The organism is Pseudomonas sp. MF6747, from assembly GCF_963890955.1.
Taxonomy (GTDB): domain Bacteria; phylum Pseudomonadota; class Gammaproteobacteria; order Pseudomonadales; family Pseudomonadaceae; genus Aquipseudomonas.
Window position 1 is genome coordinate 322323 of sequence record NZ_CAWPSZ010000012.1, and the last position, 26930, is coordinate 349252.

Here is a 26930-nt window from a genome sequence, read left to right on the forward strand (position 1 = left end):
CAAGAGCCGAACGCCCTCCATGACTGCTCCCCAACGCCTCACCGACCGCAAACGCGAAGCCATCGTGGCAGCGGCCATCACCGAGTTTCGGGCTAACGGGTTCGAGGTCACCAGCATGGACAAAATTGCGGCCACCGCCGGAGTCTCCAAGCGCACGGTGTACAACCACTTTCCCAGCAAGGAAGAGTTGTTTGCAGAAATTCTGCACCAGTTGTGGGCCAGCAGCGTTGCCCAACTGGACGCCAGCTACGCCAGTGACCGCCCCCTGCGCGAGCAATTGCGCGGTTTGCTGCAGGCGAAGATGCAGATGATGTCGGACGCCAACTTCCTCGACCTGGCCCGTGTCGCGATCGCCGCCACCATTCATTCGCCCGAACGCGCGCAAGACATGGTCAACCGCTTGAGCAAACGCGAGGAAGGCTTCACCCAGTGGGTACGCGCGGCCCAGGAAGACGGCCGCCTGGCCTGCACCGACCCGGCCTTTGCGGCCCATCAGATCCAGAGCCTGCTCAAGGCGTTCGCCTTTTGGCCGCAAATTACGCTGGGCCAACCTACCCTCGACGCTGCCACACAGGCCAGCGTGATCGAATCGGCCATCGACCTGTTCCTGGCCGGCTACGAAGTCAGCCCTGCCCGTTCGTAATACAGCCTGTTGCATGAGCGACATTCCAGGTCGTTTTTAGCGCATTCACCCGGTGTGCTGCGCAAATGGCTTGGAAGGACACTGATTATTCCCACGTGAATAACTGACAATATTCCCACCTAATATCCGATCAACGGTCCAAGCCGCTGACGCACGCTGTCGTATCTGCAAAAAAGAGCTGACCCGGAACACTATGGAAAACAGACGAGGCAAAGGGCTGTCATTTGCCAGACGTATCTACAAGCCAAGGATTATCGGCCTGGGTATCGGCTGTATCAGCGTCATCGGCGCCCTTTACCCGTTGGCCATGCCGGGCTGGGTATGGGCGCTGCTGATATTCAACGGTTATGCCTGGGCCCATGTGGCGTACCAGCTCTCCACGCGCTCGCAATTTCCCTACCAGGCCGAACAACGCAACTTGCTCTATGACTCGCTGCTCGGCGGTTTCTGGGCGGCGGCCACGCAATTCACACCGCTGACGACCGTGACCATCCTGTCGATGATGACCATGAACAACGTCGCGGCCGGGGGCAAGCGCCTGTTTCTGCGCGGGCTGGTGGCACAGGCAGGCGGTATCGGCGTGGCGTGGGCGCTGCTGGGGATCAAGTTCAATCCCAACGTCAGCCTTGCCCAGGTGTATACCTGCCTGCCGATGCTGACGCTGTACCCGATGGCGATCGGCATGGTCTGCTATCAGTTGGCAATCAAACTCTCGGAACACAAACGCGCCCTCAGCGCCCTCAGCCGCGTCGACAGCCTCACCGGCCTGCTCAATCATGGCTCGTGGAAAGACCTGCTCAATCTCAAGTTCCACAAATGCCAGCAGCAACAAGGCCACGCCACCATTGCCTTGATCGATATCGACCATTTCAAACAGATCAACGACACCTACGGCCATATCGTCGGTGATCAGGTGTTGCGCCAGCTGAGTCAGGAGTTGCGTCAACACCTGAGGGAAAATGACTTGGCCGGCCGTTACGGCGGCGATGAGTTCTGCGTGATTCTTCCGCAAATGCCACTGGAAGAAGCCGCGCTGGTCATGGAACACATGCGAGAAACCTTTAGTAACTATCGCAATTCGCAGATCCCAGCGTTGCGCGTGAGCCTGAGCATTGGTCTGGCAGACTTCCAACCCGTCTTCAGCGATGCGGCAATGTGGCTCAACGCCGCGGATCGCGCGCTCTATGCCGCCAAGGACACCGGCCGCAACCGGGTGAATGTCAGCCACTGTGTCGTCGCCCACTCCGCCTAAGTCGTCCTACAACACCTCGTCTGATTTCTCTTCCGCCGCACTGCTGCAGAAGCATAATGCCACCATTGGTCGCCTACTCATTGATGCCACCGCCCTGAAGGCGAACTTCTTGGCCGGCCGATCACTCTGAACCCGTTGTTCAACCCCCCTCTGTCAGCACAAGGAAGCTGACAATGAGCAAGTCAACCGTAAGGCCTGGTGCCCTACGGGGGCAGGCGCATATTCATGGATACCTCTGACGCGTGCTTCCCCGAGCTCTCGAACATGCTATTCAACGCCCACAAAAAAACTATCAACACCCTGCAACACACCAACGCCCAACAAGCCAGCTTGCTGGATGCCATCGAGCGCTCCATGGCGGTGATCGAATTCGATCTGCAAGGCACCGTCCTGCGGGCCAATGAGAATTTCCTCAAGACCATGAGCTACCGCGCCGAACAGATCGAGGGCCAGCCCCACCGGATGTTCTGCACCCCCGCGTTCACGCGCAGTGCCGAGTACAACCAGTTGTGGACGCAGCTGCGTAATGGCCAATTTCAGTCGGGCACCTTTGAACGCGTCGGCGGCGACGGCCAATCGGTATGGCTGGAAGCCAGCTACAACCCGGTGCGCGATCACACCGGCCAGGTCATCAAAGTGGTGAAATACGCCATGGACGTCACCCCGCGCCTGCAGGCCGAAAGCGAAGCCAACGCCAAGTTGGGTGCCATCGACCGGGCCATGGCGGTGATCGAGTTCAACCTCGACGGCACCATCATTACCGCCAATGCAAATTTCCTGCAGCGCATGGGCTACAGCCTGGCGCAGATTCAGGGCAAGCATCACCGCCTGTTCTGCAAGCCGGACCTGGCCAACAGCTCGACCTACAGTGAGTTCTGGAAGCGCCTGAACCAGGGCGAACTGTTCAACGGCCAGTTTGAACGCATCGACAAAAACGGCCAGACGGTGTGGCTGGAGGCCAACTACAACCCGGTGTACGACGCCAGCGGGCGCCTGTGCAAAGTGGTGAAGTTTGCCTCCGACATCACCGCCAGAGTGCAACAGCATGCCGCCGACGCCGCCAGCGCTGCCCAGGCTTATCACATCTCGCTGAACACTCGGGATATCGCCGAAAAGGGCGCCGATGTGATCCAGCAAACCGCCAGCGGCATGCGCGAGATTGCTGCCGACATCGATGGCTCCTCGCAACTGATCGCCAAGCTGGGCGAGCGTTCGCAGCAGATCACGGCCATCGTCAACACCATCCGCGGCATCGCCGACCAGACCAACCTGCTGGCCCTCAACGCCGCCATCGAAGCGGCGCGCGCTGGCGAACAAGGCCGTGGCTTTGCCGTGGTGGCCGACGAAGTGCGGCAACTGGCGGCACGCACCAGCGGCTCGACGGCGGAAATCTCCAGCATGATCGCGATGATCCAGGAGGAAACCCGCCAAGCCATCGACAGCATGGAAGGGACTCGCGACCGCGCCGCTCAAGGTGTGGAGTTGGCCAACCAGGCCGGCACGGTGATCCTGCAGATTCGCGAAGGCACGGGCGAGGCTGTGCAGGCGGTGAGCGCGTTTGCCAATGAGCGGGGCAACAACTGACCTGATCTTCATGTGTCTGCCCGGGGGCTCGGTCTATAGTGCTGGCTAGTTTTTACGCCAAGGATTCGAGCCCGCCATGACCCCAGACAAGCCAGAAGCAGCCCCCGTCGATCACCTGCGTTTCCACCGAGGCCACGCCCACCTGGCGCCGACCTTCGGCAACGACACCTTTGCGCTCAAGGCCGAAGCGTTCGCGCGCTTCTTTGGTACGCCCACCTTTCTGGGCGCGCAAACCGCGATCGTGATCTTGTGGGTGGTGCTGAACATGACCGGCATCACCCACTTCGACGTGTACCCGTTCATCCTGCTCAACCTGGCCTTCAGCCTGCAATCGGCCTATGCCGCGCCGCTGATCCTGCTGGCCCAGACACGCCAGGCCGCCCGCGACAAAGCCCAGTCCGACGCCGATGCCCAGCACCGCGAAGCGCTGGCCATAGCCAACACCGAGCGCCAGGCCCAAGCCGAACAAACCACCAAGCAGTTGCTGGAACTGCTGGAGCAGAACACCCGCCTGACAGAAATGACCAAGCAACTGACCGAGCGTATCGAGACCCTGACCTGCGAGATGCATGAGCAGTTCATGCGTAAACCCTGAGGGCAACGCAGTTGCATTAAGGAAAGCTTGTTGTAGCGAGCGAGCTGCTGTGGCGAGCGGGCTTGCCCCGCGTTGGGCTGCAAAGCAGCCCCAAAACCTGACACCGCGGTTTACCTGAAGAATCGCGTTGGCCTATCTGGGGGCCGCTTCGCGCCCCAACGCGGGGCAAGCCCGCTCGCCACAACAAGCCCGCTCGCCACAGCAGCCCGCCCGCCACAACAAGCCCGCTCGCCACAGCAGCCCGCTCGCCACAACAAGCCCGCCACAGCAGCTCGCTCGCTACAACAAGCCGCGCGCGCCACAACTATCCCGCCAGTCACAAAAGATGCCGTTCACGGCAACCGCACATGCCGCCCCAGCTCATCAAACAACGTGACCACCGAACGCAACGCCCGGCAATCCGGACGCGTCAGCAGCCACAGTGCGGTGTTCCGTGCGGCCAATGCCGGCCCCAGTGGTTGCACACCATCGCCCAAGAGAAAATCCGGCAGCGCCGCCACGCCCAGGCCTGCACGTACCAACTCGGTGACCGACAACATGCTGTTGCAGCGATAGCTGGGACGCACACCCGGCAAATGCTCGCGGCGCCAGGCGACGGTGGGGTGATCGGGCAGGAAGTCGTCCGGGGCGATCCACGGCAGGTCGGCCAACTCGCGGCCTGCGTGCTGGCGCGCAAAATCGGCACTGGCACACACTTGATAAGCGACCGTGCCCAGGCAACGACCAACAAGGTGCTCCGGCGGCGTCTTGGTCAGGCGCAGGGCAATGTCGGCATCGCGGCGGCTGAGGTTGGCGAAATCATTCGATGTGCTCAACTCCAGGGTCAACGCCGGGTAGTCGGGCATGAACCGCGCCAGCGCCGGCAGCAGCAAACCTTGCAGCACCGAGTCGGTACAGGTCAGGCGCACAGTGCCGCTGATCACTTCGCCGCCCTGCTCCACGCCAATGCGCGCCGCCTCCAACGCTTGTTCGGCGTGCTCGGCCTGCTGCGCCAGGTTGCTGGCCAGGCTGGTGGGCAGGTAACCGGCGCGGCTTTTTTCAAACAGGGTCTGGCCCAAGGCGGCCTCCAGCCGGCGCACCGCGCGGAACACCGTGGACACATCCACCCGCAACAGCGCCGCCGCGCGCGCCAGGGTGCCGCCGCGTACCAGGGCGAGGATCAGCGAGAGGTCGGGATAGTCGATTTGATAGTGCGTGGCTGCATTGAGCATGTGGGCAAACGCCAATTTTGATTGCGTGAGCGCCAATCTATAGTGGGCACCAGGACACAACAAGCCATGGGACGTACACGATGAAAGCCAGCACCTTGCACCTTGCCCTGATCGGCGACTACAACCCCGACGTCACCGCGCACCAGGCCATCCCCGTGGCGCTGCAACAGGCGGCCGACGCCTTGAACCTGAACGTTCACGTGCAATGGCTCGACACGGACTCGATCACGTCCACCCCTCAATTGCATGCGTTCGACGGTTTCTGGTGTGTGCCCGCCAGCCCCTACCGCGACACCGACGGCGCATTGCGGGCGATCCGGTTTGCCCGCGAACATAAGCGCCCTTTCCTCGGCACGTGCGGCGGTTTTCAGCATGCGGTGCTGGAATATGCCCGCAACGTGCTGGGTTGGGCGGATGCCGAACATGGCGAGCTGGACCCGCACGCCAAACGTGCGGTGATCACACCGCTCAGTTGCGCGCTGGTAGAGGCCACGGACACCGTGAGTCTGGCGCCCTACACCCGCATCGCCGAGGCCTATGGCACGCTGGATATCCACGAGGGTTATCGCTGCCGCTACGGCATCAACCCCGAGTTCGCCAACGCGCTGTTGGAAAGCGACCTGATCCCCAGCGGCCACGACTCGGCCGGCGATCTGCGCGCCATCGAATTGCTCGACCATCCGTTTTTTGTCGCCACGCTGTTCCAACCGGAACGTGCCGCGCTCAAACACGTCACGCCACCCTTGGCGATCGCTCTGCTCAAGGCCTGTCTGGAGTTGTCACGATGATCGCCACCACTCCCGCCACGCCCTACTACGCAGTGATTTTCAGCTCAGTGCGCACCGAGGGCGATCAAGGCTACGGCCAGGCCGCCGCCCGCATGCTGGAACTGGCGCGTGAACAACCGGGGTTTCTCGGGGTGGAATCGGCGCGCGAGGACGGCTTGGGGATCACCGTGTCCTACTGGGAAAGCGAGGCGGCGATCCTGGCCTGGAAACAGCAGGCCGAGCACCGCGAAGTGCGTGAGCAAGGCCGCGCCACCTGGTACTCGGCGTTTCACACGCGGGTGTGCAAGGTGGAGCGGGCCTACACCTTCCAGAAGTGACATGCGTGCCCCGGTGGGAGCTGGCTTGCCTGCGATGGCATCAACTCGGTTTTACTCAGAGACCGCGTCGTCTGCATCGCAGGCAAGCCAGCTCCCACCTCTGATCTTGATTGCCTGCAAAACAACAGGTGCTTAGCTGACCAAACTGCGCAACGCACTGATCTGCGGGATTTCGACCCGGCGCATGTACACGCGCAACGGCTCGGAGATGTTGATGCGGTCGTCGATGTTCTGGTCCAGCAGCAACTGCAGGCGTTCGCGCGACAGGGTCATGGCGTGGTCGGCGGCCGGCAGCCAGACAAACTCAGCAGTAGGAATGATGCCGTCATCGGCTACGTCCATGCCGAAGGCATCTTCGCTGAAACGCACAATGTACTGGCCGGTTTTGCGGTTCAGGCCGACAAAACCGTGGAGTTGGTCGGCGGCCTTGCAGATGAGTTCTGAAGTGATGCGCATGGTAAACCTCACTGAAAAGTCCCACTGGGACTGGAAAGATGGTTTACACGCGTGGCAGAAATTACGGCCCTCTGACGGGACAGCTGCGGCCAAGAATACTGCACTACAGCACAAAAAAAACCCGAAAAATGGCGCCTGAGCACCTTAATGTCGGTTTGGTGATAGCGCCTTTCGCAATCAATTGTTAAAAAGGACGCCTTCTCAAAGTTACCTCCATGAAAGGACTTCGCATATGCCTGTCACGTTTACCAAGAGCGCCTTGCTGCTCGCTCTGATGCTCGGCCTTGGCCAGGCACAGGCTGCCGACCCGATCAGCCCGGCTGAATTGGCAACAAACGAAGGCATTCCGTACCCGGCCGTCATTGCGCACCGTGGCGCTTCCTACGACGCTCCCGAATCCACCGCGGCTTCCTACAAGCTCGCTCGCGACCTGGGCGCCGACTACCTGGAAATGGACCTGCAGCGCAGTAAAGACGGCGTGCTGTTCGCCCTGCACGACAACAACCTGCAGCGCACCACCGACGTGGCCACCAAGTTCCCCGAGCGCAAAGACGCCCCGGCCAACGAGTTCACCTGGGCCGAGCTGCGCACCCTGGACGCTGGCAGCTGGTTCAACGCCGCCTACCCGGATCGTGCGCGCCCAGCGTTCGTCGGCCTGAAAATCCAGAGCCTGGACGAAATCATCAAGATCGCCGAAGGTAACCCGCAGCATAAACCCGGCCTGTATATCGAAACCAAAGAGCCCAAGCAATTCCCGGGCATCGAAGCCGACCTGAAAAACAAGCTGCTGGACAAAGGCTGGTTGAGCTCTGCCGGCTCCAAGCTGGGCAAGAGCAACACGGGCGTCGGCCAGGGCAAGGGCCGCGTGGTGCTGCAAACGTTTGAAAAAGACAGCTTGAAAGAGCTGCAGAAAGAAATGCCCAACACCCCGAAAATCCTGCTGCTGTGGGTCGGCCCAGGCAGCATCGAGCCGAAGTCCGCGCAGACATTCGCCGAATCCGGCGAGACCACCAAAGCGGCCTACTACGCCAAGCAAGAGCCGAAAGACGCTGCCGAGTTTGAAAAGTGGGTCGACGAAGCCAAGAGCCTCGGCGCCATCGGCACCGGCCCATCGGCCGAACTGACCAACCATGGCGACCAGAGCTACACCGACCTGGTGAAGCCACAAATGAACAAGCTGACCCACGACAAAGGCTTGCTAGTGCACGTCTATACCGTCGATGAACCGGTGGACTTCGAGAAAGTGATGGCCGCTGGCGTCGATGGCATCTTCACCAACCGCGCCGCCGAATTGCTGAAGTTCTACAAGCGCTGGCCGTCGTCGAGTGTGCAGGACCTGCTCAAGGACAACGGGTACTAAGCGTCAGGCCGCAATAGGTGTCGGTTCGCCATTAAGGATGAATTAAGTTGCGCTGGTTAATCTGGCGCCACTTAAACAGCTCACCCAGAAGGACACACCATGAAAACCCTGACCGCCCTGTTTGCCGCTACCGCCCTGACCCTGACTGCCGGCCTGGCCCAGGCGGACGTTCGTCCGGACCACATTGAAGGCCTGCTCAAATCCGGTGCAGTCATGCCGTTCGAGAAACTCAACGCCGCCGCCGTGGCCACTCATCCCGGCGCCAGCATCACCGACACCGAGCTGGACCACAAAAACGGTGTACTGGTTTACGAAGTTGACGTGACCGACACCGCTGGCAAGCGCTTTGAAGTCAAGCTCGACGCCAAGACCGGCGCGGTGCTGGAAAACAAGCAAGACACTTGAGTCAACCGCTAAAAAAACCGCGCCACTTTTTAAGTGGCGCGGTTTTTTTATGCGCGCTGGAAAGCCAGAGGCAGGAAAAGTACCCACATAGTTAATGAAATTACACCTACAACGCGCAAGGTCGCTAGAATCCCACTCATTAACGTGGGCACAACGCCCACCCACCTCCCTATAGAGACCGCTGAATGGGGCAGAAAGCCGCCGACATCGCCACTATTGGCCGTATCAGTGCCGTACCTGCGATGCTCAAAGTCATCAGCGACATGACCGGCCTGCGTTTTGCCGCCGTGGCGCGCGTGACCGAGGACACCTGGACCGCCTGCGCTGTGCTCGATCAATTGGAGTTCGGCCTCGGTGTGGGTGGCGAGCTGGACCTTTCCACGACTATCTGTCACGAAATCCGGGGTTCCCACGTCTCTGTGGTAATCGACAAGGCCAGCGAAGACCCGCGCTACCACGACCACCACACCCCGCGCATGTACCAGTTTGAAAGCTACATCTCGGTGCCGGTGTTCCGCACTGACGGGCGCTTTTTCGGCACTATTTGCGCGTTGGACCCCAACCCGGCGCAGCTGCGCAGCAGCACGATCCAATCGACCATGGAGTCGTTCGCCCGGGTGCTGTCCTTGCAGATCGAAGCCGAGGAGGATTTGCAGGATACCCAGGCGCAATTGCAGGAAGAACGCGGCACGGCCGAACTGCGCGAGCAATTCATCGCCGTGCTCGGCCATGACCTGCGCAACCCGCTGTTCGCCATCAACTTCGGTGCCGAGCGGCTACTGCGCAAACACCCCAACGCGGCGACCGACCCGCTCGTACGGCACATCCTCGCCAGCGGCCGGCGCGCGTCGCAACTGGTCGAAGATGTACTGGATTTCGCTCGCGGGCGCATGGGCAGCGGCATTCCGCTGCACCTCAATGATTGCCTGGATTTGCAGGACGCTTTTCGACACGTGGTCTTCGAAGTGCAAAGTGTGCACCCGCAACGCTTGATCAAGGCCGATATCGGCGACCTGCGTGGCGTCTACGGCGACCGCGATCGGCTGGCGCAATTGCTCTCCAACCTGGTGGCCAACGCCATCCATCACGGTAGCCACGACGGCCCGGTGGAGGTCACGGCGCGGATTGAGCATGAACACTTCACACTGACCGTGAAGAACCCCGGCCAGATCGACGAACTGGCGTTGCCTCGGCTCTTTCAGCCCTACTCGCGGCCGGTCAGGGACACGCCACAAGCAGGCCTCGGCCTGGGTTTGTATATCGTCAAGCAGATTGCCGATGCCCACGGCGGACAGCTGCAGGTATCGTCCTGCGCAGAAAATGGCACGCGCTTCACCTTCACACTGAAAACCCGCTGAACTCGTTTTCATACCGTCACAAAATCGTCATCCGGCCTTGCAATGATTCGCCCACGCGAACCTGTGAAACGTCCTACAGGCGCTTTCTCTGCGAGCCTCCATGAACCACAGCATCGACCACGGCCATCAGGATCCCGATCTGTTTGGCCTGCTTTACGGTTTTCGTTTTCGACCCGGCGAAAAGGGCGAACAGATTGATTCGGCCACGGCGCTCGCAGCCTTGCAGGCGCCGCACAACCCGGATGAATTTCTGTGGCTGCACCTGAACCTGGCGCACGCCGCGTGCGAGCGCTGGATGCAGACGCATCTGGCGCTGCCGGAAGAGTTTTTCGAAGCCTTGCACGAAGGTTCACGCTCTACGCGCATCGAACACGTTGACTCGGCCTTGCTGGCGGTGGTCAACGACGTGGTGTTCAACTTCAGCAGCATGGTTTCCTCGGATATTTCCACGCTGTGGGTGTGCGCCCGCAGCCACTTGCTGGTGAGTGCGCGCCTGCAACCGTTGCATTCGGTGGACAAATTGCGCTCGTCGGTAAAAGCCGGTGAACGCTTTCGCTCGCCGCTGGAGCTGCTGGTGCATTTGTTGCGCGACCAGGGCGAGGTGCTGACCCAGATCGTGCGCAAGACCAGCCTCAGCGTCGACCACATCGAAGACCAATTGCTGTCTTCGCGCCTGTCTACCAACCGCGCCGAACTGGGTGCCGCACGCCGGGTGCTGGTGCGCCTGCAACGCCTGCTGGCGCTGGAACCGGGCTCGTTGCTGCGCCTGCTCAATCGCCCGCCGCAGTGGCTGCAAAAGGAGGACGTGAAGGAATTGCGCAAATCCACCGAGGAGTTTGCGCTGATCATCAACGACTTGATGGCCCTGGGTGAGCGGATCAAATTGTTACAGGAAGAGATCGCCGCCAACCTCAATGAACAAAGCAACCGCACGCTGTTCACCCTTACGGTGGTGACAGTGCTGGCGTTGCCGATCAACATCATTGCCGGTTTTTTCGGCATGAACGTGGGCGGCGTGCCGCTCTCCACTGACCCGGAAGGCTTCTGGATTCTGGTGGCGTTGGTGGCCACGTTCACCTTGATTGCCGGGCGCTGGGCCTTTAGAAAGCGCAAAGATTACTGACGGTGGAATGCTACAAAACGGTGGGGGCTTGCCTGCGATAGCATCACCCCGGTGTCTCTGAAATTCCGAGGTGCCTGCATCGCAGGCAAGCCCGGCTCCCACACAAGCCAGGCCCCCCATTGATTGCACTCTGCCATTACTTTTGTGGGGGTTTGTAGACCAGTGGCACGCCCAATTCCCTAAACACTGACTTACCGCAGCATCTCTGTAACATTCTGCAATGATCATCAACGACATCCTCCCCACACTGGATGCTCCGGCATGGCCACCCCTTCCCTGACTGCCTCCACCACCGCCTCACACGCAGACCCCAAACCCCGGCTGGACAAGAAACCCGGCCTGGTGACGGTGATCATCTTCTTCGCCGTGCTCGCCATGGGCCTGCTGTTTACCGCCTACAGCCTGATGCACGACATGCACGAACTGGGCACGGTGGTCACCACCTGGACACCGTTCCTGCTGCTCGGCGTGGCGCTGTTGATCGCCCTGGGTTTCGAATTCGTCAACGGCTTCCACGACACCGCCAACGCAGTGGCGACGGTGATCTACACCAACTCGCTGCCGCCGCACTTTGCAGTGGTGTGGTCGGGCTTTTTCAACTTCCTCGGCGTGCTGCTGTCCAGCGGCGCCGTGGCGTTCGGCATCATTGCCCTGCTGCCGGTCGAGCTGATTTTGCAAGTGGGCTCCTCGGCCGGTTTCGCGATGATCTTTGCCTTGCTGATCGCCGCGATCCTGTGGAACCTCGGCACCTGGTGGCTGGGCCTGCCGGCCTCGTCTTCGCACACCCTGATCGGCTCGATCATCGGCGTCGGCGTGGCGAACGCCTTGATGCACGGGCGTGACGGCACCAGCGGCGTCGATTGGAGCCAGGCGATCAAGATTGGTTATGCGCTGCTGCTGTCACCGCTGATCGGCTTCGCGTTTGCCGCCTTGCTGTTGCTGGCGCTTCGCGCCTTCGTAAAAAACCGCTCGCTGTACAAGGCGCCCAAGGGCGACACCCCGCCGCCGTGGTGGATTCGCGGCATGCTGATCGCCACCTGCACCGGCGTGTCCTTCGCTCACGGTTCAAACGACGGCCAGAAAGGCATGGGCCTGATCATGCTGATTCTGGTCGGCACCCTGCCAATGGCCTACGCGCTGAACCGCACCATGCCGGCCGAGCAGTCGTTGCAGTTTGCGGCAGTGGCCGAGGTGACCCAGGTCGCGTTGATGAAAAGCGCACCGCAAGCACTGCCGGGCGACCCACGGCCGATCCTGTCGACCTACGTGCGCACCAAGGAAGCTACCCCGCAACTGATACCCGCCCTCGCCGCCCTGACAGGCCAGATAGGTGACGAAGTCAAAGGCTACGGCTCCCTGGCCAAAGTCCCCGCCGAAGCGGTAGGCAACGTGCGCAACGACATGTACTTGACCAGCGAAACCATTCGCCTGATGGACAAGGACAAGGTCGGCAGCTTCGACGCCGACACCCAAGGCAAGCTGAAGCTGTTCAAGGAACAGATCGACAATTCCACGCGCTTTATTCCGCTGTGGGTGAAGATCGCCGTGGCCATCGCTCTCGGCCTGGGCACCATGGTTGGCTGGAAGCGCATCGTGGTGACGGTGGGCGAGAAAATTGGCAAGACCCACCTGACCTATGCCCAAGGCGCCTCGGCCGAGACAGTGGCGATGCTGACGATTGGCGCAGCGGACATGTTCGGGTTGCCGGTGTCGACCACCCATGTGCTGTCGTCCGGTGTGGCCGGGACCATGGTGGCCAATGGCGGGGGGTTGCAGATGAAGACCATCCGCAATTTGCTGATGGCCTGGGTGCTAACGTTGCCGGCGGCGATTCTGTTGTCGGGCAGTTTGTACTGGCTGTTCACCCAACTGTTCTGACACAACACTGTTAAAAACTGTGGGAGCGGGCTTGCTCGCGAAGGCGGTGTGTCAGTACCGAATAGGCTGGCTGACACACCACCTTCGCGAGCAAGCCCGCTCCCACATGGGTCCTATGTGTTTTCAGGGAGTGAATAAACCGCCCATTATTTTCAGCCGCTTCTTGTACACCCGCCGCGCCTCCAATGCCTCCTCAAGCGTCACCGCCACAAACCCCGCCCGCTGGTTCGGCTGCATCTGCCCGATCAAATCCAGATCCGCACTGATCACCGTGCCAATCATCGCGTAGCCACCGCCCGAGACCGCATCCCTGTGCAGCACAATCGGCTCCAACCCCGCCGGCACCTGGATCGAGCCAATGGGGTAGCAACTGTCGACGATATTCGACGGGTCCGAGCCCGCGCCAAACGGCTGCTCACGCGGCTGAAAACTCAACGCGCTGCCGCCCTTGAAGCGATAGCCGATGCGATCCGCCTCGGAGCCCACTGTCCACGGTTCGGCAAAAAAGCTGCTTTTCGCGCCGTCAGTCAGCCGGTCGTAATACAGCCCCGGCACCACACGCAAGGTCACATCGCCGCCGACTGAGCGACGCAGCGCCATCGGCAAACTGTTGCCCGCACGCCCCAGCCCAAAGTCCTGGCCGATCGGCAGTTCATCGCCCGCCTGCAAGCGCCGTCCCTGAAACCCGCCAAGCGCGCCGAGGGTGTACGTCGAGCGGCTGCCGAGCACCAATGGCACATCAATGCCGCCCGCCACCGCCAGGTAGGTGCGCGCGCCCGCCTTGGGAAATTCAAAGCGCAGCACCTGCCCGGCGCGCACCTGGAACGCGGTGTCCTGATGCACCACGTCACCGTCCAGGCGCGGCGCCATCAGCGCACCGCTGAGCGCCACCAACGCGTCCTGTTGAAACAGCAGCTCAGGCCCGATCAAGGTGCATTCCAGGCCGGCCGCACCCACCGGGTTGCCCACCAGGTGGTTGGCCGCGCTCAAGGCGTATTGGTCCAGCGCACCCGAGGGCGGGATGCCCAAGTGGTAATAGCCTTCACGACCAAGGTCCTGCACAGAGGTGGCGAGGCCGGGTTTGATGACTTTGATCATGCCAGCGCCTCCTGCAGGGTTTTCGGATAGCCAACGGGGTCGGCAACAAAGGCGTCGAGGGAAAATTCCACCGGGCGGATGCGCAAGTCGAAACGCCCCGCGTCCACCTCGGCGACCGCCAGGTCATAGGCGTCGCGGTCCAGCGGTTTGAACTGCACGATGTCTCCGGGGCGGAAGAACACCATATGCTCCTTGAGGTACGCCAACTGCTGCGCCGGGTCGTAGATGGGCGCCGGGGTCACGCCGAACATCTGGTAACCCCCGGCGCCGCGTACCGAGTAAATACAGCCAAAGCAGCCGCCATGCCCGAGGGTCAATTTGGGGGTGTCGGTGCGCGGGCGCAGGTACTTGGGCACCTGCAATTGCCGTTCGCGCTCAACCATCTGGAACATGAACGGCAGGCCGGCGACAAAGCCCACCATCGACACAAACCACGGCGCGCCACTGTGGGCGGCGATAAACGCGTCGACATCGGCCAGGCCGTTGATGCGCGCAGCGTATTCCAGGTCCGTGCCCGTGGGGTCTTGGTGACGGTCGCGAAAACGCATCAGCGTTTCGTGGGTCCAGGGGTCGTTGTAGAGCACCGGGATTTCAATGATGCGCGTGTGCAACGTGCGCTCGGCCACGGCCCGGGCTTCGGCGCTTTGCACCGCGTCGAGCAGCACGTGTGGCGCGATGCGGTCGGGGTCGAAGCGAATCTGAAACGACGCATTGGCCAGGCACACATCCAATACGCCGTCCAGCGCCAGACGCTCCACGGCGCGGGTCACGGCCATGCCTTTGAAAAAGGCCTGCAGGGACATGCTGTCGCTGACCTCGGCAAACAAGTGTTCATCACCGCCGAAGCTGTAGCGGATGGGGGACGTTTCAGCCATGTCTGTTCCTCTTGGAATCATTGTAGAAAGGCAGGCAAAAAATAATGTGTGTGTGTGCATGCTTTTTGTTGGGGTGAGCGCATGTCGTTGTGGCAAGCCGGCTTGCTGTTGCCAGTGGGTTTACTGTGTTCAGTAGGCTTACTGTGGTCAGTAGGCTTACTGTGGCGAGCGGGCTTGCCCCGCGTTGGGCTGCGCAGCAGCCCTTAAATCAGGCGACCGGGTGCTACCTGACATGACGCGGCGTTTATTGGGGCGGCTTCGCCGCCCAACGCGGGGCAAGCCCGCTCGCCACAGTAAGCCCGGTTGTCTCAGCAAGCCCGCTCGCCCTCAGAGAGTCCTCTCGCCCCAACACGTCCACTCGCCGCTGTGACTACGATGCCCGCCCGGTCCAACGCTTCGCGGGTGGCCTCGACCAACTCCAGCGCGCCGGGCGTGTCGCTGTGCAGGCAGATGGAGTCGAATGCGATAGGCAGGTCTTCGCCCTCTACCGTGCGCACCAACCCCGTCTGACAAGCCCGCAAGACCCGCGCCGCGACCGTTGCAGGGTCAAGCGCCCGCACATGGCGGGTAAACACGATGGAGCCGGTCAGGTCGTATTCACGGTCGGCGTAAAACTCGCGCACCACAGGCTGCCCGAGTTCCTTGGCAACGCGCCAGATCACCGAGTTGGGCATGCAGTACAACAACAGTGTCGGTTCGATCAGTTGCAGGTTTTGCACCAGCAAGCGCGCGGCCTCTTCGTCGCGAGCCAGGTGCATGTAGAGCGCGCCGTGGGGCTTGATGTGTTGCAGGGGCACGCCTTGGGCGCGGGCGATTTCGCGCAGGGCGCCGAGCTGGTAGAGCATGTCGTCCACCAGTTCCTGCGCCGGTGCGTGGATATGCCGACGGCCAAACCCCACCAGGTCACGAAAGCCTGGGTGCGCGCCGATGGCCACGCCGAGTTGCTTGGCGCGCGCAACGGTGCGGCGCATGGTACCGGGGTCGCCGGCGTGGAAGCCGGTGGCGATGTTGGCTGAGCTGATGTAAGCCATCAGTTCAGCATCCACGCCATCGCCGATGGTCCAGGGGCCGAAGCCTTCGCCCATGTCTGAATTGAAATCCACTGCCTGCATCGGTGTCGCTCCGCCAAAGGTGATGCCAGGAAAGTAGGCTGGCGCTTGACCCCTTGGGAAGATCTATTATCAGATGGCCCATCTTCTGAAAATCAGATAAAGCCATGTCCCTGACCTTGCGCCAAGTTCGCTACTTCGTCGCTACTGCCGAGATCGGCCAGATTTCCCAGGCGGCCATTCACTTGAACATCTCCCAGTCGGCGGTGACCACGGCGATCAAGGAACTGGAAGCCATGCTCGGCGTGCAGCTGTTTGTGCGTTCGGCCCAAGGCATGAACCTGACCGATGCCGGACGGCACTTTCTCAACCGTGCCTATGTGATTGTGCGCAGCGTGGACGACGCGCTGAACAGCCCGCTGCCGGATTACCGCGCCAGCGGCGTGCTGCGCGTGGCGGCCAGTTACACGGTGCTCGGCTATTTCCTGCCGCATCACTTGCAACGCATGGAACACTGGCACCCGGACGTGACCATCGAGGTGTTCGAGCAGGAGCGCCAAGCCATCGAACACGGCCTGCTCGACGGTCAATTCGACATGGCCGTGGTGCTCACCGCCAACCTCACTCACCCGGATATCGTCTCCGAGATCCTGTTCAATTCGGAACGCCGCCTGTGGCTGCCCAGCCACCACGCGTTGTGCGAACGCGGCGCCGTGAGCCTGGCCGATGTGGCGCAGGAACCTTACATCCTGCTCACCGTCGACGAGGCCGAACACAGCGCCATGCGCTACTGGGAACAGGCCGGACAAACGCCCAGGGTGCGGCTGCGCACCAGCTCGGTGGAGGCGGTGCGCAGCATGGTTGCCAATGGCAGCGGCGTGGCGATTCTGTCGGACCTGGTGCACCGGCCCTGGTCCCTGGAAGGCAAGCGCATCGAGACGCTGACCGTGACCGACCCGGTGACGCCCATGAGCGTCGGCCTGGCCTGGCACCGCGAGCGCGCGTTCACACCGGCGATGCAGGCGTTTCGGGATTACTTCCACGATGCTTTCCTGGCACCGCAGCAGTTGTCGGCGCGGCGTTAAATCTGGGCTTGCACGGTGGCGGCGAGCCAATCCATGAACACCCGCACGCGCTGTGGCAAATGCCGCTGCCCGGCATAGAGCAACGACACGTCCAACGCCGGCGCGGGGTAGTCAGGCAACACGGCCACCAGTTCACCGCGCTCGAGTAAATCGCGAATTCCCAGGACCGGCACCTGCGTGATGCCAAAACCGCCCAGGCACGCCGACTTGTAGGCATCGGTGCTGTTGACCGTGACGCGCCCGGCCATCGGCACGCGGTGCACTTTGTTGCCCTGCTGGTATTCGAACCCCGGCGAACGCGAACCCAATGGCCGCACGTAATGCACCAATTGGTGATGCGCCAGGTCGGCCAGGGTCTCGGGCTTGCCATGGCGCTGGACATACTCGACGCTGACGCAGTTGATCATCGGCATGCTGCACAGCAGGCGCGCCACCACCGACTGATCAGGCTGCGCGCCGACGCGCAACACGCAGTCGAAACCTTCGGCGAGCAGGTCTACCTGACGGTCGGTGGTGCTGATTTCCAGCTCGATCAAGGGGTGGGCGTGCATGAATTCGGGCAGGCGCGGCAGGATCAGGTCCCGCGCCATGACGTTGGGCATGTCCACGCGAATGCGCCCGGTCAGTTGCGCTTCATCCTGACGAAACAGGCCTTCAAGTTCTTCCATGTGCGACAGCAAATCCTTGCTGCGCTCATACAGCACGCGCCCGTCCTGAGTGGCCTGGACCTTGCGCGTGGTGCGCTGCAACAGGCGCGCGCCGAGTAATTCTTCGAGTGCCTGCACGTGCTCGGACACCGTGGAGCGCGGCAGCCCCAGGCTCTCGCCCGCCTGGGTGAAACTCGACAGTTCGGTGACCCGCACGAAGGTGCGCAACAACTCAAGCTTGTTCATGGGATTGTTCGCCTTATCCGGCCAGTGATTCCGATAGCGCCCTGTTTATCACGTTACGAGCGGACAAATACACTCAGTCCCACTGATCACACAAGAGGACTGCACCATGACCCGTAAAATCGCACTCATCACTGGCGCCAGCCGCGGCCTGGGCAAAAGCGCAGCGCTGCACCTGGCGGCACAGGGCGTCGACATCATCGGCACCTACCACAGCGCCGCAGCCGAAGCCCAAGCGGTGGTGGAACAGATTCAAGCGCTGGGTGGCCGTGCTGCCATGTTGCAACTGGATGTCAGCCAAAGCGGCACCTTCAATGACTTCGTCGGCGAGGTCAGCACAGTACTCAAGGATGTTTTCGCACAGGCTCACTTCAATTTTCTGATCAACAACGCCGGCATCGGCGCTCACGCCAGCTTCGCCGATACCACCGAAGAACAGTTTGACCGCCTGGTGGCCATCCACTTCAAGGCGCCGTTTTTCCTCACGCAAAAGTTGCTGCCGCTGATCAGCGATGGCGGGCGCATCATCAATATCTCCAGCGGCCTGGCGCGGTTCAGCCTGCCAGGGTATTCGGCGTATGCCTCGATGAAGGGCGCGGTTGAAGTGCTGTCGCGCTACCAGGCCAAAGAGTTGGGCCCGCGCGGCATTACCGTCAACACCCTGGCACCGGGCGCCATTGCCACCGACTTCAGCGGCGGCGCAGTGCGCGATAACCCGGACGTCAACGCAATGGTCGCCAACAACACCGCGCTGGGCCGTGCCGGTTTGCCAGACGACATCGGCGGCGCGATCTCGACCTTGCTGGCCGATGGCAGCAACTGGATCACCGGGCAGCGCATCGAAGCGTCGGGCGGCATGTTTCTGTAGGCATTGTGCGCTAGCATCAATGCCTTCAAGTCACAGACAGGCAATCACCGATGAGTTTCGATCCAGGTTTGGCCGGCGGCATGGGCGTATTGGCAGCCGTGGTCGACAGCGGCAGCTTTGCCCGCGCCGCCGACAGCCTGGACATGACGCCTTCGGGGGTCAGCCGGGCGATTTCGCGCCTGGAAAAACGCCTGGGGATTCGCCTGTTCGACCGCACCACGCGCTCGGTGCAACTGACCGACGAAGGTCGACGCTTTTACCAGCAAATCGCGCCGTTGCTGGCCGGTCTTGAAGAAGCCGCCAGCTCCGCCGCCGACAGTGCATTGACCGTGCGCGGGCGCTTGCGGGTGAATATCGACCCGTACTTCTCGCGCCTGGTATTGGGCCCGGTGCTGGGCGATTTTATGCGGCGCTACCCGCAGCTGCAGTTGGACTTGCACACCCGCGACCAACTCGGCGACCTGGTCGCCGACGGTTTTGACGTGGCAATTCGCTTCGGCATCCCACAATCCTCCTCGCTGATCGCGCGCAAATTGATGGAAGTGCGCGTGCTCACCGTGGCCTCTCCCGCTTACCTTGAGCAATACGGCCGACCGGCCACGCCACAAGACCTGGAAACCGGGCATATGTGCCTGGACTTTCGCGACTCGCAAACCGGGCGCCCGTTTGCCTGGGAGTTCCACCGCAAGGGCGAGCAAGTGATCGTGCGCACCGACGGTCGCTTGGTGGTCAACGACGCCAGCACCTTGTACAGCGTGTGTGAACACGGGCACGCGGTGGCGCAAATGCTCGATCTGGGCCTGACGCCGGCGCTCGATGCCGGCAGCCTGGTGGAGTTGTTTCCCGACTGGCCGGACGAGCGTTTTCCGCTGTACGCCTACTACCCGTCGCGGCATTTGCCCGCCGCCAAGGTGCGGGCGTTTCTGGAGTTTGTCGCCTCGCTCAAGCTTGGCTGACCAGCCGCCGCTGTAAGAACTTTTCCCGCAGCACGTCATAGCCCCAGTGATACACATAGGTGTACGGCAGGAAGAACAGCAGCACGCCGATGTCGAGAATAAACGCCTGCATCAGGCTGATGTTCAGCCACGCGGCGATCAACGGCACGCACACCAGAATCAGGCCGCCCTCGAACATCAACGCGTGCAGCACACGCGTCCAGCCGTTGTTGGCGAGCTTGCAGCGTGCCTTCAGGCGATCGAACAGGCCGTTGAAGATCACGTTCCAGGTCAGCGCCATCAGGCTGATTGCCAGGGTGACCATGCCCATCTCCAGGGCAGGCTTGTCCATGATCCATGCCAGCAACGGGGTACAGATCAACAACGCCAAACCTTCAAAACCAATGGCCTGGCATACACGTTCAGTAATCGACTTGGTAGGGTTCATGACCCGGCTCCGTGAGTGACGACGGTTGCCATGATTACCCTTTGAATCGATACTTCATAACTAATAACCATCGATCAAGGCGATAGTCATGGCCTCTCATGAAGTGCTGCAGGCGTTTGTCCAGGCGGCCACCCAAGGTTCGTTTTCCGCCGCGGCGCGCAAGTTAGGCAAGAGCCAGTCCACCGTAAGCGCGGCGGTCGCGAGTCTGGAGATTGACCTGGACGTGGTGCTGTTTGATCGCAGCAGCCGCAAGCCAACGCTCACGCCCGCCGGCCATGTGTTATTGCAACGGGCCGAGCAGGTGTTGGAAGCCAGCAGCCGCCTGGAGCTGGCGGCGAGCCAGTTGGCAATGGGTTTGGAGCCGAAGTTGAGTATCGCCATGTCCGATACGTATCAGTCGGAGCGTTTCGAGCTCGCGCTTAAAGCGTTTGAACAACGCTACCCGGACCTGGAGCTGGAATGGCTGATCGCCGAATGCGAAGACCTGATCGCCCTGGTGCAAAGCGGCCGCGCGCAGATTGCCTTGATCGAAGCCCAGGAGGTTTACCCGCCCGACCTGACCCGCGCGCCCGTGGCAGAGCGTACGGAAATCGCCGTGTTCGTGGCCCCCACTCATCCTTTGGCCAACGTGCAAAACCTTGACCCGCAGGCCTTGCAGCAACACCGCGAATTGCGTCTGGCCAGCATCATCAACCCCAACGAAACCCGCCCGACCGGCCGTGTGTGGTCGGCGCCGAGTTTTCTGATGCTGATGGAAATGGCCCAGCTCGGTTTCGGCTGGGCGGCGCTGCCGCGCTGGCTGGTGGAGCGATTTGGGAATGCCGGGCTGGTGGAACTTGAGGTGCGCAGTTGGCCACGTTCGGTGGCGGTGGATGCGCTGTGGTCACGCCAGCACCCGCCGGGGCCGGCGGGGAGTTGGATGTTGGGGCAGATGTTGGAGTGATTACTTGCAGGCGATAGAGATCCAAATGTGGGAGCGGGCTTGCTCGCGAAGGCGGTGGGTCAGTAAAAAATGCGCTGACTGGCACACCGCTTTCGCGAGCAAGCCCGCTCCCACATTGGAACTGCTTCGAACAGGAGATTTGTGTCACGCCGCAGAGAGCTGTGGCGGCCGATTGTTCTGGAAATATTCGTGCAGGGCGCGCAATGCAGGCAATTCCAACGCCTGCGCGGCAAAGCACAACCCCACGCGCCGCGTCGGCGCCGGCAGGTGCCATTCGCGAGTCACCACGCCGGCCCGTTCGGCCGCCATCGACTGCGGCAACATGGCCACGCCCACACCGGCCGCGACCATGTGCAGTGCCTGGGTCAACGAACCGGCATGCCCGGCCACTGCATGCGGCGAACGGCCGTACAGCGCCATCAAGCGTTGGTGCGAATCGTGTTGTGGGCAGGTGATCCAGTCTTCAATCGGCGCCCAGGCCTGCGCTTTACCGGCGTGTGCCATCGGGTGTGCCTCGGGCAATGCCATCACGTAGGACTCCTCCCAAAGCGGCAGGAACAGCTCGTCCTCGCAGCACATTTCCTCCACGGCCAAGCGCCCGTCGCCTTCGCAACCTTCCTGCAAGGTCAGCAGCAAACCCGGCAGGCCGTGGTGCGCCATACGCAGGAAAGTCTCGATCTGGCTGTCGGCAATATCGCCCTCCACGCCCAGCTCCAGGGCGATACGGTTTTCGCGCCCGCGAAACAAACCGCTCAAGGCGTCCGCTTCGGCGACCATGCGCCGCGCCTGCGGGTACAGCACCCGGGCCTCGGCGCTGACTTCTACACCCCGCGGTTGGCGCACAAATAACGCCACACCGAGTTCGTCTTCCAGCTGCTTGATGGTCACCGACAGCGTCGGTTGGCTGATAAACAAACGCTGGGCGGCCGCGGTGATGTTGCGTTCTTCGAACACCGCGAGAAAGGCCCTGAGGTGACGCACATCCATAGCTTTATCCGATGGCAGACAGAGGAATAAGGCATTTTTCAGCCTCGGCGGCGGTAAATATACTGCGCCGACCGTTCAGTTATCGATATTTCTTATTCCAGGAGTGCATTCATGAGCAAGCCACTGATCATCATCACCGGTGCCAGTTCCGGTATTGGCGAAGCCACCGCCCGCCTGTTGTCGGCCGCCGGCCACCCACTGCTGTTGCTGGCGCGGCGCATAGAGCGCCTGAACGACCTGGCACTGCCAAACACCTTGAACCGCGGCGTCGACATCACCGACCGCGTCGCACTGGTTGCCGCCGTTAAAGAAGCCGAGGCGCAATTCGGCCCGGCCGACGCGCTGATCAACAACGCCGGCGTCATGCTGCTGGGCGCCGTCAGCGAGCAAGACCCGCAGCAATGGGAGCAGATGCTCGACGTCAACGTGAAAGGTTTGCTCAACGGTATCCATGCGGTGGCCGGCAGCATGGTCGCGCGCAAGGGCGGCACGATCATCAACGTCAGCTCGGTGGCCGGGCGCAAGACCTTCCCAAACCATGTCGCGTATGTCGGCACCAAGTTCGCGGTGCATGGGATTTCGGAAAACCTGCGCGAGGAATTGTCGCCAAGCAACGTGCGGGTAATCACCATTGCACCGGGTGCGGTGGAAACTGAACTGCTCAGCCACACCACTGATGAGGCGATCAAGACGGGTTATCAAGCCTGGAAACAGGACATGGGCGGCACCGTGTTGAGCGCCGATGATGTGGCTTCGGCGATTGCCTACGCCTACCAGCAGCCGCAGCATGTGTGCATCCGTGAGATTGTGTTGGCGGCTACTCGTCAGCAGCCTTAACCGAACAAACTGCCCCCCCTGTTGAATGTGGGCGCAGGCTTGCCGGCGATGGCGGTGTATCAGGCTGTCAATCTGTTGGCTGATACACCGCTATCGCAGGCGTGCCAGTGCCCACAGTGTTGATCCTTATGGTCTGATGGTTTTGAGTTCGGCCAGGCGCCGCTCTAAAAAGCGCTTTTCTGGGGTTTGCTGAGTCAGTGACAGGGCTTTTTCGTACGAAGCACAGGCTTGCTCGGTACGCCCCAACTGCCGACAAAACTCCCCGCGCGCCGAATGTGCCCAGTGGTAATCCAGCAACTCGCCTCGCGCAAAAATCGCTTCCACTGCCTGCAGGCCTGCCCACGGTCCATCGCGCATGGCCAGTGCCACCGCGCGGTTCAACTCGATCACCGGCGACGGCACAGCCCTGAGCAACACGTCGTAGAGCCCGACAATCTGCAGCCAGTCCGTTTCCCCCGCGCTCGACGCTTCGGCGTGCACCGCCGCAATGGCGGCTTGCAGGCAATACGGGCCAAAACGCCGTGTGCTCAACGCCTGCTCCACCAGCGCGCAGCCTTCAGCAATCAAGGACGCGTCCCACAACCCACGGTCCTGTTCATCCAGCAACACCAACTCGCCGTCGGCCGAGGTGCGCGCCGCTCGGCGTGACTCGTGCAATAGCATCAGCGCCAGCAGGCCGATGACTTCCGGCTCTGGCAGCAGTTCCACCAGCAGGCGTCCCAGCCGAATGGCTTCGCGGGTCAGGTCCTCCCGCGTAAGGTTCGCGCCCATGGACGCCGAATAGCCCTCGTTGAACACCAGGTAAACCACGCGTAACACGCTGTCCAGGCGCTCGGGCAATTCGTCGCGGGACGGCACCTGATAGGGAATCCCTGCTTCGCGAATCTTGGCCTTGGCGCGCACGATGCGCTGGGCGATGGTGGTGGGCGTGGCGAGAAAGGCGCGGGCGATTTCTTCGGTGGTGAGGGCGCAGATCTCACGCAAGGTCAGCGCCGCCTGGGCGTCAGGCGCCAGCGCCGGGTGGCAGCAGGTGAACATCAGGCGCAGGCGGTCGTCTTCCACGTCGTCCTCATTCCACTCGGCCGCTTCCAGCGCGTCGGCCTGCTCCTGCAACAAGGGGGTAAAACGGGCCTGGCGGCGCAGGCGGTCGATGGCTTTGAAACGACCGGTCGAGACCAGCCAGGCGCGTGGATTGCTCGGCACACCGCCGCGCTGCCAGCGCTCGACCGCGACGAAGAACGCCTCGTGCAGGGCTTCTTCAGCGAGGTCGAAATCACCGAGCAAACGGATCAGCGTGGCGAGCACGCGGCGTGACTCGCTGCGGTAGATCGCCTCGAGTTCAGGCGTCAATCGGGCATGCCCTGGGTCACCAGCGTCACCAGGCGGTCGAGGCTCTGGCCCCAGCCGTCATGAAACCCCATGGCTTCGTGCGCCTGTTTATCGGCTTCGCTCCAGTGCATCGCGCGAGCGGTGTACAGCGTCTTGCCTTCGACCTCTTCGAAGGTCACTTCGGCGGTCATGAACGGCTTGCCCGACGGCACCCAGCCTGGCGCGTAAGCATCGGTAAACACCAGCCGGCTCGGCGCCTGGATCTCCAGGAACACGCCTTGGGTCGGGTACTCAGCGCCATCCGGTGCGCGCATCAGGGTACGAAACAGACCACCGACCCACAGGTTCATTTCGCACTCGGGCGTGGTCATGCCGTGGGGTCCCCACCATTGTTGCAACAAGGCAGGTTCGGTCCAGGCGCGAAACACACGGTTACGCGGGGCGTCGATCAAGCGGCTGATGGACAGTTCAAATTCGGCAATTGGCGTTGTCATGGGATAAACCTCTTGTGGTTGTTGTTTTCAGAGATTCAATTCACGCACGGGGCGTACTTCCACACTGCCGACCCTGGCTGCCGGTATGCCACCGGCCACCTGGATCGCTTCGTTCAAGTCCTTGGCCTCGATCAGGTAAAACCCGGCAAGCTGCTCCTTGGTTTCGGCAAACGGCCCGTCGGTGATCGACAACTTGCCATGGCGCATGCGCACGGTGGTGGCGGTGTTCACCGACTCCAGTGGCTCGGCGGCGAGCATGCGCCCACTGGCCTGGATTGCCTCGGCGTAGGCAAAACACTCAGGGTCCGCAGGGCTGTCCGGCGAGGTGTGCAACACCTGCTCGTCGCTGTAGATCAGGCAGAGGTATTTCATGGGCGTCTCCCTTTTCGGACTACTGACTATAGTTGGTGGCGGTCAGGGTTTCAGGTCGAACAATGCGCTGCCGCTGCCCATGTCGAAGGGCGCCGACCAATGCTCATGCACCACGCGCCATTGACCCTCGATGCGCTGGTAACCGGCGGTCACCCGCATCCAGCACGCCTTCACCACGCCATCGGGCCCGGCGCCGCCGCAATGGGCCAGCCAATGGGCAAACGCACTCTCTGGGGCCTCGACGATATGCAGCTCATGAAACTCGAAAATACCGGGGCCGGGGCAATGCTTCATGCAGTCTTCCCAATGCGTGCGGTAGGCCGCCCCGCCCTTGAATTGCAACGCGGTGACGGCGTCGAACGCGACGATATCGTCGGCGTAAAAGCTGACAATTTTATCGATATCACGGGCCAGCACGGCCTGCTGCCATTCATCGATCAGACGGGTGATTGCAGTGCTCATGGCGATACTCCTGAGGGTGGAAAATCACGAGGGACACCCTTAGTCGAACGCGCTTTGGGTAAATCGACAACGCGCTGAAAAATAATTTCGCCACGCGCAAACCCGCTAGAATCCACGCCTCTTTGTAGGATTTGGTATGCGCCCTCGATGGAAACTCGCCTCGTGCCCTATGAGACGCTGAGCCTTGTGCAAAAACAGCAACTCGACACCCTGCAAGTGCATCCCGAGCAACTGGCGTATTCAGGCGATATCTACTGCGCGCTGAACAGCCTGTTGGTCAATCCCAGCCCCAACGCCATCAAAGGCTTCGCCCTGCTCGCCGATGACGTTCCCGTCGCTTTCCTGCTGCTTAAACGCCCGCCCTGCCTGCCTCATTGGGCCGATGAACACAGCGCCACGCTGCATGCGTTGCAGGTTGATCGGCATCAGCAGGGGCGTGGGTTCGGCAAAGCCTGTTTGCAGGCGCTGCCGGCGGCGGCCCTGCAAGCGTGGCCGCAGATCAAAGCGTTGGAGTTGTCGGTGGACGCGCAGAATGTGGCGGCGATGGGCCTGTATCTGGCGGCGGGCTGGGTCGACAGCGGCGAGGCGTACAAGGGCCGGATTGGCCACGAGCGCCGGCTGGCGTTAGTGTTTTGAAACGATAAGGAGGTGGTGAACATGCTGACAACCCTGGAACAACTCGAAACCCTCTACGGCCTCCCCCACGAGCGGGCAGTGCGCAAGGAGATCCCGTTTCTCAACGAGGATTACCAGGCCATGGTGCGGGCGTCGCCGCTGGTGGTGGTCAGTTCATCCGGGCCGGAGGGCATCGATGGCTCGCCGCGCGGCGATGTGCCGGGGTTTGTGCGGATTGTGGATGAGCGCACCCTGGCGATCCCGGATCGGCCGGGCAATAACCGCCTCGATACCCTGCGCAACCTGGTGCAGGACCCCCGCATCGCATTGCTGTTCATCATCCCGGGCATTGGCGAGACCTTGCGCGTGAATGGCCGAGCGCAAATTTGCATCGAGCCCGAGTTGCTGGAGAGTTTTGCGGTGAATGGCAAGCCTGCGCGCTCGGTGATTCTGGTGCAGGTGCAAGCCGCGTATTTCCATTGCTCAAAAGCGTTTGTGCGCTCGGACTGCTGGAACCCCGAGAAGCACCTGGACCGTTCGGCATTGCCGTCGGCCGGGGCGTTTCACAAGCGGCTCAATGATGGGCAGTTTGACGCCGAGGCGTATGACCGGGAAATGCCGGAGCGGGTCAAGGCCACGCTGTATTGAAGGATCTGTGGGGCCGGAGCGCCGG

The 26930-nt window shown here is 61.7% G+C and carries 30 protein-coding genes; 18 read left to right on the top strand and 12 right to left on the bottom strand.

Annotation, left to right across the window (positions count from 1 at the left end; all coding sequences use genetic code 11):
- Positions 1–19 precede the first annotated feature (19 nt).
- The 4 genes from AACW30_RS14200 to AACW30_RS14215 all read left to right on the top strand — a co-directional run bounded on the left by AACW30_RS14200 (position 20) and on the right by AACW30_RS14215 (position 4074).
- Positions 20–643: a TetR/AcrR family transcriptional regulator gene (locus AACW30_RS14200; RefSeq protein ID WP_106576094.1), complete on the top strand. Its 624-nt coding sequence runs from the start codon at positions 20–22 to the stop codon at positions 641–643.
- A gap of 193 nt (positions 644–836) precedes the next feature.
- Positions 837–1895, top strand: coding sequence for a diguanylate cyclase (locus AACW30_RS14205; RefSeq protein WP_106576093.1), 1059 nt, complete (start codon positions 837–839; stop codon positions 1893–1895).
- A 264-nt stretch (positions 1896–2159) separates the two neighbouring features.
- The gene (locus AACW30_RS14210; RefSeq protein ID WP_106576092.1) at positions 2160–3479 is read left to right on the top strand and encodes a methyl-accepting chemotaxis protein; all 1320 of its coding nucleotides are present in this window, start codon (positions 2160–2162) and stop codon (positions 3477–3479) included.
- A gap of 76 nt (positions 3480–3555) precedes the next feature.
- Positions 3556–4074: a DUF1003 domain-containing protein gene (locus tag AACW30_RS14215; RefSeq protein ID WP_119741558.1), complete on the top strand. Its 519-nt coding sequence runs from the start codon at positions 3556–3558 to the stop codon at positions 4072–4074.
- A 332-nt stretch (positions 4075–4406) separates the two neighbouring features.
- Here AACW30_RS14215 and AACW30_RS14220 read toward each other — a convergent pair whose 3' ends face one another.
- Complete coding sequence (locus AACW30_RS14220; protein ID WP_119741556.1) at positions 4407–5285, bottom strand: LysR family transcriptional regulator; 879 nt, start codon at positions 5283–5285, stop codon at positions 4407–4409.
- A gap of 80 nt (positions 5286–5365) precedes the next feature.
- Here AACW30_RS14220 and AACW30_RS14225 point away from each other — a divergent pair, with 80 nt between their 5' ends.
- Together AACW30_RS14225 and AACW30_RS14230 are read left to right on the top strand one after the other, a co-directional pair.
- Complete coding sequence (locus AACW30_RS14225) at positions 5366–6073, top strand: CTP synthase C-terminal region-related (seleno)protein (protein WP_200622902.1); 708 nt, start codon at positions 5366–5368, stop codon at positions 6071–6073.
- Positions 6070–6390, top strand: coding sequence for an antibiotic biosynthesis monooxygenase family protein (locus AACW30_RS14230; protein ID WP_169367467.1), 321 nt, complete (start codon positions 6070–6072; stop codon positions 6388–6390). The genes AACW30_RS14225 and AACW30_RS14230 overlap by 4 nt, the downstream gene beginning before the upstream one ends.
- Before the next feature lie 132 nt (positions 6391–6522).
- On the opposite strand, the gene AACW30_RS14235 is transcribed toward AACW30_RS14230, so the two are convergent.
- Positions 6523–6846: a DUF2025 family protein gene (locus AACW30_RS14235; RefSeq protein ID WP_200622903.1), complete on the bottom strand. Its 324-nt coding sequence runs from the start codon at positions 6844–6846 to the stop codon at positions 6523–6525.
- A 232-nt stretch (positions 6847–7078) separates the two neighbouring features.
- On the opposite strand from AACW30_RS14235, the gene AACW30_RS14240 reads away from it, so the two are divergent.
- From AACW30_RS14240 to AACW30_RS14260, 5 genes are all read left to right on the top strand, one after another.
- Positions 7079–8206 (top strand): glycerophosphodiester phosphodiesterase, encoded by a 1128-nt coding sequence (locus AACW30_RS14240; protein WP_106576086.1) that lies wholly within the window; start codon positions 7079–7081, stop codon positions 8204–8206.
- Positions 8207–8305: 99 nt separating this feature from the next.
- Entirely contained in the window at positions 8306–8611 is a 306-nt protein-coding gene (locus tag AACW30_RS14245; RefSeq protein WP_106576085.1) for a PepSY domain-containing protein, read from the top strand.
- Between the two features lie 185 nt (positions 8612–8796).
- A complete protein-coding gene (locus AACW30_RS14250) occupies positions 8797–9969 on the top strand; it encodes a GAF domain-containing sensor histidine kinase (RefSeq protein ID WP_200622904.1) in 1173 nt (390 codons plus the stop codon).
- Positions 9970–10069: 100 nt separating this feature from the next.
- Positions 10070–11092 (top strand): transporter, encoded by a 1023-nt coding sequence (locus tag AACW30_RS14255; RefSeq protein WP_106576083.1) that lies wholly within the window; start codon positions 10070–10072, stop codon positions 11090–11092.
- 261 nt (positions 11093–11353) lie between these two features.
- Positions 11354–12970, top strand: a complete 1617-nt coding sequence (locus tag AACW30_RS14260) for an inorganic phosphate transporter (protein ID WP_200622905.1) — start codon at positions 11354–11356, stop codon at positions 12968–12970.
- A gap of 123 nt (positions 12971–13093) precedes the next feature.
- On the opposite strand, the gene AACW30_RS14265 is transcribed toward AACW30_RS14260, so the two are convergent.
- From AACW30_RS14265 to AACW30_RS14275, 3 genes are all read right to left on the bottom strand, one after another.
- Positions 13094–14068, bottom strand: coding sequence for a 5-oxoprolinase subunit C family protein (locus AACW30_RS14265; protein ID WP_119741546.1), 975 nt, complete (start codon positions 14066–14068; stop codon positions 13094–13096).
- Entirely contained in the window at positions 14065–14943 is an 879-nt protein-coding gene (locus tag AACW30_RS14270; protein ID WP_200622906.1) for a 5-oxoprolinase subunit B family protein, read from the bottom strand. The genes AACW30_RS14265 and AACW30_RS14270 overlap by 4 nt, the downstream gene beginning before the upstream one ends.
- A gap of 308 nt (positions 14944–15251) precedes the next feature.
- Positions 15252–16055 (bottom strand): 5-oxoprolinase subunit PxpA, encoded by an 804-nt coding sequence (locus tag AACW30_RS14275; protein WP_200622907.1) that lies wholly within the window; start codon positions 16053–16055, stop codon positions 15252–15254.
- A 104-nt stretch (positions 16056–16159) separates the two neighbouring features.
- Between AACW30_RS14275 and AACW30_RS14280 the strand changes: the two genes are divergently transcribed.
- A complete protein-coding gene (locus AACW30_RS14280; RefSeq protein ID WP_200622908.1) occupies positions 16160–17077 on the top strand; it encodes a LysR family transcriptional regulator in 918 nt (305 codons plus the stop codon).
- On the opposite strand, the gene AACW30_RS14285 is transcribed toward AACW30_RS14280, so the two are convergent.
- Positions 17074–17970, bottom strand: a complete 897-nt coding sequence (locus tag AACW30_RS14285) for a LysR family transcriptional regulator (protein WP_200622910.1) — start codon at positions 17968–17970, stop codon at positions 17074–17076. The genes AACW30_RS14280 and AACW30_RS14285 overlap by 4 nt on opposite strands.
- 106 nt (positions 17971–18076) lie before the next feature.
- On the opposite strand from AACW30_RS14285, the gene AACW30_RS14290 reads away from it, so the two are divergent.
- Complete coding sequence (locus tag AACW30_RS14290) at positions 18077–18835, top strand: SDR family NAD(P)-dependent oxidoreductase (protein ID WP_200622912.1); 759 nt, start codon at positions 18077–18079, stop codon at positions 18833–18835.
- Positions 18836–18885: 50 nt separating this feature from the next.
- Positions 18886–19791, top strand: coding sequence for a LysR family transcriptional regulator (locus AACW30_RS14295; RefSeq protein WP_106578490.1), 906 nt, complete (start codon positions 18886–18888; stop codon positions 19789–19791).
- Here the strand turns inward: AACW30_RS14295 and AACW30_RS14300 are convergent.
- On the bottom strand, positions 19778–20218 hold the full coding sequence (locus tag AACW30_RS14300) for a multidrug/biocide efflux PACE transporter (RefSeq protein ID WP_106578489.1): 441 nt from the start codon (positions 20216–20218) through the stop codon (positions 19778–19780). The genes AACW30_RS14295 and AACW30_RS14300 overlap by 14 nt on opposite strands.
- A gap of 88 nt (positions 20219–20306) precedes the next feature.
- On the opposite strand from AACW30_RS14300, the gene AACW30_RS14305 reads away from it, so the two are divergent.
- The gene (locus tag AACW30_RS14305; protein ID WP_119741536.1) at positions 20307–21161 is read left to right on the top strand and encodes a LysR family transcriptional regulator; all 855 of its coding nucleotides are present in this window, start codon (positions 20307–20309) and stop codon (positions 21159–21161) included.
- Positions 21162–21305: 144 nt separating this feature from the next.
- Here AACW30_RS14305 and AACW30_RS14310 read toward each other — a convergent pair whose 3' ends face one another.
- Positions 21306–22148, bottom strand: coding sequence for a LysR family transcriptional regulator (locus AACW30_RS14310; protein ID WP_200622914.1), 843 nt, complete (start codon positions 22146–22148; stop codon positions 21306–21308).
- Positions 22149–22259: 111 nt separating this feature from the next.
- On the opposite strand from AACW30_RS14310, the gene AACW30_RS14315 reads away from it, so the two are divergent.
- Entirely contained in the window at positions 22260–22985 is a 726-nt protein-coding gene (locus tag AACW30_RS14315; RefSeq protein WP_200622916.1) for an SDR family oxidoreductase, read from the top strand.
- A 126-nt stretch (positions 22986–23111) separates the two neighbouring features.
- On the opposite strand, the gene AACW30_RS14320 is transcribed toward AACW30_RS14315, so the two are convergent.
- Genes AACW30_RS14320 through AACW30_RS14335 form a run of 4 tightly spaced genes read right to left on the bottom strand, consistent with a single transcriptional unit; the run spans position 23112 to position 25642 of the window.
- The gene (locus AACW30_RS14320; protein ID WP_200622918.1) at positions 23112–24335 is read right to left on the bottom strand and encodes an RNA polymerase sigma factor; all 1224 of its coding nucleotides are present in this window, start codon (positions 24333–24335) and stop codon (positions 23112–23114) included.
- Positions 24332–24808, bottom strand: coding sequence for an SRPBCC family protein (locus tag AACW30_RS14325; protein WP_106578484.1), 477 nt, complete (start codon positions 24806–24808; stop codon positions 24332–24334). The genes AACW30_RS14320 and AACW30_RS14325 overlap by 4 nt, the downstream gene beginning before the upstream one ends.
- Before the next feature lie 27 nt (positions 24809–24835).
- Complete coding sequence (locus tag AACW30_RS14330) at positions 24836–25180, bottom strand: YciI family protein (protein WP_200622924.1); 345 nt, start codon at positions 25178–25180, stop codon at positions 24836–24838.
- A 42-nt stretch (positions 25181–25222) separates the two neighbouring features.
- Positions 25223–25642 (bottom strand): YybH family protein, encoded by a 420-nt coding sequence (locus AACW30_RS14335; RefSeq protein ID WP_200622925.1) that lies wholly within the window; start codon positions 25640–25642, stop codon positions 25223–25225.
- A gap of 147 nt (positions 25643–25789) precedes the next feature.
- On the opposite strand from AACW30_RS14335, the gene AACW30_RS14340 reads away from it, so the two are divergent.
- Positions 25790–26278: a GNAT family N-acetyltransferase gene (locus AACW30_RS14340; protein ID WP_106578481.1), complete on the top strand. Its 489-nt coding sequence runs from the start codon at positions 25790–25792 to the stop codon at positions 26276–26278.
- A gap of 21 nt (positions 26279–26299) precedes the next feature.
- A complete protein-coding gene (locus AACW30_RS14345; RefSeq protein ID WP_119741528.1) occupies positions 26300–26905 on the top strand; it encodes a pyridoxamine 5'-phosphate oxidase family protein in 606 nt (201 codons plus the stop codon).
- Positions 26906–26930: the final 25 nt, after the last annotated feature.

Excerpts from the sequence above, each read along its gene's own strand:
- AACW30_RS14200 (WP_106576094.1), top strand. The coding sequence starts at position 20 with ATGACTGCTCCCCAACGCCTCACCGACCGCAAACGCGAAGCCATCGTG.
- AACW30_RS14205 (WP_106576093.1), top strand. The coding sequence starts at position 837 with ATGGAAAACAGACGAGGCAAAGGGCTGTCATTTGCCAGACGTATCTAC.
- AACW30_RS14210 (WP_106576092.1), top strand. The coding sequence starts at position 2,160 with ATGCTATTCAACGCCCACAAAAAAACTATCAACACCCTGCAACACACC.
- AACW30_RS14215 (WP_119741558.1), top strand. The coding sequence starts at position 3,556 with ATGACCCCAGACAAGCCAGAAGCAGCCCCCGTCGATCACCTGCGTTTC.
- AACW30_RS14220 (WP_119741556.1), bottom strand. The coding sequence starts at position 5,285 with ATGCTCAATGCAGCCACGCACTATCAAATCGACTATCCCGACCTCTCG.
- AACW30_RS14225 (WP_200622902.1), top strand. The coding sequence starts at position 5,366 with ATGAAAGCCAGCACCTTGCACCTTGCCCTGATCGGCGACTACAACCCC.
- AACW30_RS14230 (WP_169367467.1), top strand. The coding sequence starts at position 6,070 with ATGATCGCCACCACTCCCGCCACGCCCTACTACGCAGTGATTTTCAGC.
- AACW30_RS14235 (WP_200622903.1), bottom strand. The coding sequence starts at position 6,846 with ATGCGCATCACTTCAGAACTCATCTGCAAGGCCGCCGACCAACTCCAC.
- AACW30_RS14240 (WP_106576086.1), top strand. The coding sequence starts at position 7,079 with ATGCCTGTCACGTTTACCAAGAGCGCCTTGCTGCTCGCTCTGATGCTC.
- AACW30_RS14245 (WP_106576085.1), top strand. The coding sequence starts at position 8,306 with ATGAAAACCCTGACCGCCCTGTTTGCCGCTACCGCCCTGACCCTGACT.
- AACW30_RS14250 (WP_200622904.1), top strand. The coding sequence starts at position 8,797 with ATGGGGCAGAAAGCCGCCGACATCGCCACTATTGGCCGTATCAGTGCC.
- AACW30_RS14255 (WP_106576083.1), top strand. The coding sequence starts at position 10,070 with ATGAACCACAGCATCGACCACGGCCATCAGGATCCCGATCTGTTTGGC.
- AACW30_RS14260 (WP_200622905.1), top strand. The coding sequence starts at position 11,354 with ATGGCCACCCCTTCCCTGACTGCCTCCACCACCGCCTCACACGCAGAC.
- AACW30_RS14265 (WP_119741546.1), bottom strand. The coding sequence starts at position 14,068 with ATGATCAAAGTCATCAAACCCGGCCTCGCCACCTCTGTGCAGGACCTT.
- AACW30_RS14270 (WP_200622906.1), bottom strand. The coding sequence starts at position 14,943 with ATGGCTGAAACGTCCCCCATCCGCTACAGCTTCGGCGGTGATGAACAC.
- AACW30_RS14275 (WP_200622907.1), bottom strand. The coding sequence starts at position 16,055 with ATGCAGGCAGTGGATTTCAATTCAGACATGGGCGAAGGCTTCGGCCCC.
- AACW30_RS14280 (WP_200622908.1), top strand. The coding sequence starts at position 16,160 with ATGTCCCTGACCTTGCGCCAAGTTCGCTACTTCGTCGCTACTGCCGAG.
- AACW30_RS14285 (WP_200622910.1), bottom strand. The coding sequence starts at position 17,970 with ATGAACAAGCTTGAGTTGTTGCGCACCTTCGTGCGGGTCACCGAACTG.
- AACW30_RS14290 (WP_200622912.1), top strand. The coding sequence starts at position 18,077 with ATGACCCGTAAAATCGCACTCATCACTGGCGCCAGCCGCGGCCTGGGC.
- AACW30_RS14295 (WP_106578490.1), top strand. The coding sequence starts at position 18,886 with ATGAGTTTCGATCCAGGTTTGGCCGGCGGCATGGGCGTATTGGCAGCC.
- AACW30_RS14300 (WP_106578489.1), bottom strand. The coding sequence starts at position 20,218 with ATGAACCCTACCAAGTCGATTACTGAACGTGTATGCCAGGCCATTGGT.
- AACW30_RS14305 (WP_119741536.1), top strand. The coding sequence starts at position 20,307 with ATGGCCTCTCATGAAGTGCTGCAGGCGTTTGTCCAGGCGGCCACCCAA.
- AACW30_RS14310 (WP_200622914.1), bottom strand. The coding sequence starts at position 22,148 with ATGGATGTGCGTCACCTCAGGGCCTTTCTCGCGGTGTTCGAAGAACGC.
- AACW30_RS14315 (WP_200622916.1), top strand. The coding sequence starts at position 22,260 with ATGAGCAAGCCACTGATCATCATCACCGGTGCCAGTTCCGGTATTGGC.
- AACW30_RS14325 (WP_106578484.1), bottom strand. The coding sequence starts at position 24,808 with ATGACAACGCCAATTGCCGAATTTGAACTGTCCATCAGCCGCTTGATC.
- AACW30_RS14330 (WP_200622924.1), bottom strand. The coding sequence starts at position 25,180 with ATGAAATACCTCTGCCTGATCTACAGCGACGAGCAGGTGTTGCACACC.
- AACW30_RS14335 (WP_200622925.1), bottom strand. The coding sequence starts at position 25,642 with ATGAGCACTGCAATCACCCGTCTGATCGATGAATGGCAGCAGGCCGTG.
- AACW30_RS14340 (WP_106578481.1), top strand. The coding sequence starts at position 25,790 with ATGGAAACTCGCCTCGTGCCCTATGAGACGCTGAGCCTTGTGCAAAAA.
- AACW30_RS14345 (WP_119741528.1), top strand. The coding sequence starts at position 26,300 with ATGCTGACAACCCTGGAACAACTCGAAACCCTCTACGGCCTCCCCCAC.